The organism is Micromonospora craterilacus (genome assembly GCF_003236315.1).
GTDB lineage: Bacteria > Actinomycetota > Actinomycetes > Mycobacteriales > Micromonosporaceae > Micromonospora > Micromonospora craterilacus.
In genome coordinates this window covers 1-6,460 of the sequence record NZ_POTY01000318.1, presented here as the reverse complement: position 1 = coordinate 6,460, position 6,460 = coordinate 1, and the positions used below count along the sequence as shown (strand labels likewise).

The following is a 6,460-nucleotide window of genomic DNA, read 5'->3' as shown; positions in this document are numbered from 1 at the left end:
TCCGATCCCCGCGGCCGTTCCTGGCAGGCCGGGTAGGCAGGCGCGGCCGGTCGCGCCGCCGCCCGGTTGGCAGGCACCCCCGGGGTACGTCCCGGTCGCCGTCCGCAAGCGGCGCCGCTGGCCCTGGGTGCTGCTGCTGGCCCTGGCCTGCTGCTGCGGCTGCCCGGCCTACTACGGCACGCCGATGGTCGCGCAGTACCCGGCGAGCGCCGCGCTGCCGGCGCAGGTGGCCGACCTGCAACTGCGCGAGGACGCGCGCAGCACGCAGACCGCCCGGCAGTTGGAGACGCAGGTGCGCCAGGCGCACTGGCTCGCCGAGGACACCTTCGCCGGCATCTACACCACCCGCGCCGGCAAGCGGGTGGCCGTCTTCGGCGGCACCGGTTTCCGGCTCACCCCCTCGGCGGACGCCGACGCCGAGATCGAACGGCTCACCGAGCAGTACGCCCTCGGCGAGGCGCAGGTCGTGGAGAACAGCGTCCGGGGCCGGCACGAGCGCTGCGCGGTGGGTCGCTCCGACGGCGTCGGAGTGGTGGTCTGCACCTCGGTCGACCACGGCAGCATCGCCAGTGCGGTCTTCACCGACCTCTCGGTGGACGACAGCGCCCGGCTGCTCGGCACCCTGCGGGAGCAGATCGTCAACACGAACGGCTGACCGGCGGGCCAGCCTCGCGCACACCGACGCTCCAATGTGGGACAATTGGGGCATGCCGTCGCGGCGTTGGCTCTTCGCCGACCAGTTGGGGCCGCACTTCCTCGACGATCGCCACCATCCGGTGCTGCTGATCGAGTCCAAGGCGGTCTTCCGGCGTCGCGCGTTCCACCGGCAGAAGGCGCACCTGGTGCTGTCGGCACTGCGCCACCGCGCGGCCGAGCTTGGCGAGCAGGCGGTCTTCCTCCGCGCCGAGACATACCGGCAGGCGCTGCGCGGGGTACGCGAACCACTGGAGGTCTGCCACCCGACCTCCCGGGCCGCCCTGGACTTCGTCCGCGGACTGGACCGGGTCACCGTGCTGCCGCCGCGCGGCTTCGTCACCGGCCTCGACGAGTTCGCCGACTGGGCGGACGGCCGGCGGGGTGCGTTGCGGATGGAGGCGTTCTACCGGTTCGCCCGGGAGCACCACCGGGTGCTGGTCGACGGCGACGAGCCGGTCGGCGGGCGGTGGAGCTTCGACACCGAGAACCGCCAGCCCCCGCCGAAGGGCGCCGACCGCCTCGCCGTGCCGCCTCCGCCGATGCCCCGCGAGGACGACATCGACGCCGAGGTCCGGGCCGACCTCGACCGGTGGGAACGGGAGGGCATCCGGTTCGTCGGGCGGGACGGCCCACGCCGCTTCCCGGTCACCACCCGCGAGGCGCAGGCCCGGCTACGGCACTTCCTCAAGCACCGGCTGCCCTCGTTCGGCCCGTACGAGGACGCGATGCTCGCGGACGATCCGTGGCTGGCGCACAGTCTGCTGTCCTCCTCGTTCAACCTCGGGCTGCTCGATCCGATGGCGGCGATCCGGGCCGCGGAGCAGGCGTACCGCAAGCAGGGCGCGCCGCTGCCCAGCGTGGAGGGTTTCGTCCGGCAGGTCCTCGGCTGGCGGGACTTCGTCTGGAACCTGTACTGGTACTTCGACTCCGGCTACCGGCGCGGCAACGCGCTGGCCGCCCGGCAGTCGGTGCCGGCCTGGTTCCGCGACCTGGACGCCGAGGCCGTGCAGGCGCGCTGCCTGTCGGGCGTCCTGTCCGACCTGCGCGAGCACGGCTGGGTGCACCACATTCCCCGGCTGATGGTGCTGGGCAATTACGCACTGCAACGCGGCTGGCGACCGGCGGAGATGGTGGACTTCTTCCACCGCAGCTTCGTTGACGGCTACGACTGGGTGATGACCGTCAACGTCGTCGGCATGAGCCAGTACGCCGACCTCGGGCGGATGAGCACCAAGCCGTACGTGGCGGGCGGCGCGTACATCAACCGGATGAGCGACTACTGCGGCGGCTGCCGGTACGACCCGAAGACCCGACTGGGCGAGGACGCCTGCCCCTTCACCGCCGGCTACTGGTCGTTCCTGTCCCGCAACCGGGACCGGATCCCGGGCAACGCCCGGCTGGCCCGCGCCATGGCCCAACTGGACCGGCTCGGCGACGTCGACCAGGTACGCGCCCAGGAGGGCCGCCGCGGCGCGGCCCCACCCTGACCGTGGGATCAGCCGCCGTTGGGTCCGTCGGCGGCCGGCGGTTGGGCTCGGGGCGGGGCGTACCGGGACACGTACTCCTGGCCGGTGAGCTTCTGGATCTCGCCCATCATCTCGTCGGTCATCTGCCGCAGCGAGAGCCGGTCGTCCGGCCGGCCGGTGAAGTCCAGCGGCTTGCCGAACTTGACGGTGATCTTGCCGGTGAAGGGTCGCGGCAGCCGGGCACCGATCGGCTGCACCTTGTCGGTGCCGATCATGCCGACCGGGATGATCGGCACGCCGGCCGAGATGGCGAGACGGACCGCCCCGGTGCGCCCCCGGTACAGCCGCCCGTCGGGCGAGCGGGTGCCCTCCGGGTAGACCACCACCAGGTCACCGCCCTTGAGCGCCGGAATGGCGGCGTCGAACGCGGACAGCGCGGCCCGGCCGCCGGCTCGCTCCACCGGAATCGCGCCGAGGCCGGTGAGCACGAACTTGGAGAACCGACCCTTGACGCCGGTCCCCTTGAAGTACTCGGACTTGGCCCAGAAGGCCAGGTGCCGCGGCACGACCGAGCCGAGGAACAACTCGTCGGCCACCGAGAGATGGTTACCGGCGAAGATCGCCCCGCCGGTCTCCGGTACGTGCTCCAGCCCCTCCACGGTCGGTCGGAACGCCAGCCGCATCGTCGGCCCCACGGTGAGCTTGCCGATGGTGTAGAGCAGCGGCACTGGTCCTCCGGCAGATCGAGTGAGGTAAGGGCGGTGTCACCGTAGCGGACCGCCGCACACCATCATGCGCGAGGTGGGCCGCGTCCGCTGGCTGGGTGACGGGTGTTAAGAAGGGGCCCCTTTACCGCCTCAGGCGTTAATAAGGGGCCCCTCCTTTCCCGTCAGGCTCGGCGGACGGCGACCGTGACCCGTTCGCCGTCGCCGACCTCGCCGGCGAAGCCGTCGATCCCCTCGGCGAAGTCGACGCTGTCGGCGAGCACCTCCCCGGCCACGAAGTCGGCGTACCCGGACACCGCGGCCCGGACCTCCTCGGAGGCCGACACCGACACCACGATCCGGTCGGAGACGTCCAGGTCGGCGTCCCGGCGGGCCTGCTGCACCACCCGGACGACGTCCCGGGCCAGCCCCTCGGCGGCCAGTTCGGGGGTGACCGTGGTGTCCAGCACCACCACCCCCTCGCCACCGGGCAGCGGCGCCGAGTGCTCGGCGTCGGCCGCGACCAGGCGCAGCTCGTACTCACCCTCGGCGAGGGTGACGCCGGCGGCGACCGGGGCGCCGTCGACCAGCTCCCACTCCCCCGCCTTGACCGCCTTGATCACCTGCTGCACCTGCTTGCCGACCCGGGGCCCGAGCGCCCGGGGCACCACGGTCAGCACCTGCTGGCAGTACGCCGACACCTCGTCGGTGAACTTCACCTGCTTGACGTTGACCTCGTCGGCGACCAGGTCGGCGAAGGGACGCAGCTGGTCGGCCACCGGCGAGGCCACGGTCAGCTTCGACAGTGGCAGCCGCACCCGCAGCCCCTTCGCCTTACGCAGCGACAGCGCCGCCGAGGCGACCGCCCGGGTGGCGTCCATCGCGGCCACCAGGTCGTGGTCGGCCGGGAACTCGGTGGCCTGCGGCCAGTCCACCAGGTGCACCGACCGCTCGCCGGTCAACCCGCGCCAGATCTCCTCCGCGGTCAGCGGTGCCAGCGGCGCCACCACCCGGCAGAGCGTCTCCAGCACCGTCGACAGCGTGTCGAACGCGTCGGCGTCCCCGCTCCAGAACCGGTCCCGCGAGCGGCGCACATACCAGTTGGTCAGCGCGTCCAGGTAGGACCGGACGGTGGCGCAGGCACCGGAGATGTCGTACGCGTCCATCTGCGCGCCGACGGTCGACACCAGCTCGTTCGTCTTCGCCAGCAGGTACCGGTCGAGCAGATGCGTCGAGTCGGTCCGGCGCCGGGCGGTGTACCCGTCGGCGTTGGCGTAGAGCGAGAAGAAGTACCAGACGTTCCAGAGCGGCAGCAGCACCTGCCGGACGGCGTCCCGGATCCCCGACTCGGTCACCGCCATGTCCCCGCCGCGCAGCACCGGCGAGGACATCAGCATCCAGCGCATCGCGTCCGAGCCGTACGAGTCGAAGACGTGGTACACGTCCGGGTAGTTGCGCAGGCTCTTGGACATCTTGCGCCCGTCGGAGCCGAGCAGGATGCCGTGGCTGAGGCAGTTCCGGAACGCCGGTCGGTCGAACAGCGCGGTGGCCAGCACGTGCATGGTGTAGAACCAGCCGCGGGTCTGCCCGATGTACTCGACGATGAAGTCGCCCGGGTAGTGGTGCTCGAACCAGTCGCGGTTCTCGAACGGGTAGTGCACCTGGGCGAACGGCATCGAGCCGGACTCGAACCAGCAGTCCAGCACCTCCGGCACCCGGCGCATCATGGACTTTCCGGTCGGGTCGTCCGGGTTGGGACGGACCAGGTCGTCCACCGCCGGCCGGTGCAGGTCGGTCAGGCGTACGCCGAAGTCCCGCTCCAGCTCGGCCAGCGACCCGTAGACGTCCACCCGGGGGTAGTTCGGGTCGTCCGAGCGCCACACCGGGATCGGCGAGCCCCAGAACCGGTTCCGGCTGATCGACCAGTCCCGGGCGTTGGCCAGCCACTTGCCGAACGAGCCGTCCTTGATGTGCCCCGGCGTCCAGTTGATCTGCTGGTTCAGCTCGACCATCCGGTCCTTGAACCGGGTCACCGCGACGAACCAGGACGACACCGCCTTGTAGACCAGCGGGGTGTCGCAGCGCCAGCAGTGCGGGTACGAGTGGGTGTAGGTGTCCTGCTTGAGCACCACCCCCCGGTCCTTCAGCTCCCGGATGACCGGCTTGTTGACGTCGAAGACCTGCTCGCCCTGGTACGGCGGGACGAGCCCGGTGAACCGGGTGTGGTCGTCCACGGTGACGATGGTCGGGATGCCGGCCGCGTTGCAGACGTTCTGGTCGTCCTCGCCGAAGGCCGGGGCCAGGTGGACGATCCCGGTGCCGTCCTCGGTGGTCACAAACTCCGCGCCGAGCACCTGGTAGGCGTTCTCACCGGCGTGCTCCACCAGGAAGTCGAACAGTGGCGTGTACCGGCGCCCCACCAGGTCGGCGCCGCGTACCGTGCCGACCTGCTGGTACCCCTCCAGTTCCTTGGCGTACGCGCCCAGCCGCGCGGCGCCCACCAGGTAGCGCTGCCCGTCGCGTTCGAGCACCGCGTACTCGATGTCGGGGCCGACGGCGAGCGCCAGGTTCGACGGCAGGGTCCACGGCGTGGTGGTCCAGACGCCGAGCCGGACCGGCCCGCGGACCAGCTCCGGCGCGGTCTCGTCCGCGGTCAGCTCGAACCACACGCTCAGCGTCGGGTCGTGCCGGTCCCGGTAGACGTCGTCCATCCGGGTCTCGGTGTTCGACAGCGGCGTCTCGCACCGCCAGCAGTACGCCAGCACCCGGAAGCCCTCGTAGACCAGACCCTTGTCGTGCAGGGTCTTGAAGGCCCACATGACGCTTTCCATGTAGTCCAGGTCGAGGGTCTTGTAGTCGTTGGCGAAGTCGACCCAGCGAGCCTGCCGGGTGACGTACCGCTCCCAGTCATGGGTGAACTCCAGCACCGAGGTGCGGCACGCCTCGTTGAACCGGGCCACGCCGAGGTCGAGGATCTCCGCCTTGCTGGTGATGCCGAGCTGCTTCTCGGCCACCACCTCGGCGGGCAGGCCGTGGCAGTCCCAACCGAAGCGCCGCTCCACCCGCCGGCCGCGCATGGTCTGGTAACGCGGCACCACGTCCTTGACGTACCCGGTGAACAGGTGGCCGTAGTGCGGCAGGCCGTTGGCGAACGGCGGACCGTCGTAGAAGACGTACTCGTTCTTCCCCTCAGCGCCGGCCGGCCTGGCCTCCACGGACGCCTCGAAGGTCTTGTCGGCCGTCCAGTGCTCCAGGACCCGGCGCTCGACCGCGGGCAGGTCCGGGCTCGCCGGGACGCCGCCGGCGGTCGGGTCGTGCAACGGATAGGCCATCGGGGGTCGCTCTCCTCAGCAGCTCACTCGTCGTGGGTCTGCGAGGACGAGCCCTTGTCCGGTACGCCGTCACCGGCGCCCCGGGCCGGACCCGCGGTACCACCCCGCTTGACGGCCAGGAACGACCGCCCGCTCGTTGACCGGCTGTGACGGGCCGGACCCGTCCGGTTCTACTGAGCCGGTCACCCGGCCGTTCTTCCGGAGGCTCACCGGTGATAGCCGGATCATCGCCATACACCCGCGATGATACCCACCCCCCACC

General features: G+C 71.1%; 3 protein-coding genes and 1 pseudogene. 2 read left to right on the top strand and 2 right to left on the bottom strand.

The features are described 5' to 3' along the window. Nucleotides 1–655: pseudogene (locus C1I95_RS30955) on the top strand (hypothetical protein); the annotation flags it as partial. 52 nt (nucleotides 656–707) lie between these two features. Next, nucleotides 708–2,183, top strand: a complete 1,476-nt coding sequence (locus C1I95_RS30950) for a cryptochrome/photolyase family protein (protein WP_111219251.1) — start codon at nucleotides 708–710, stop codon at nucleotides 2,181–2,183. An 8-nt stretch (nucleotides 2,184–2,191) separates the two neighbouring features. On the opposite strand, the gene C1I95_RS30945 is transcribed toward C1I95_RS30950, so the two are convergent. Together C1I95_RS30945 and ileS are read right to left on the bottom strand one after the other, a co-directional pair. Then, nucleotides 2,192–2,890 (bottom strand): lysophospholipid acyltransferase family protein, encoded by a 699-nt coding sequence (locus C1I95_RS30945; RefSeq protein ID WP_111219249.1) that lies wholly within the window; start codon nucleotides 2,888–2,890, stop codon nucleotides 2,192–2,194. A gap of 161 nt (nucleotides 2,891–3,051) precedes the next feature. Continuing rightward, nucleotides 3,052–6,198 (bottom strand): isoleucine--tRNA ligase, encoded by a 3,147-nt coding sequence (gene ileS, locus C1I95_RS30940; protein WP_111219247.1) that lies wholly within the window; start codon nucleotides 6,196–6,198, stop codon nucleotides 3,052–3,054. Nucleotides 6,199–6,460 lie beyond the last annotated feature (262 nt).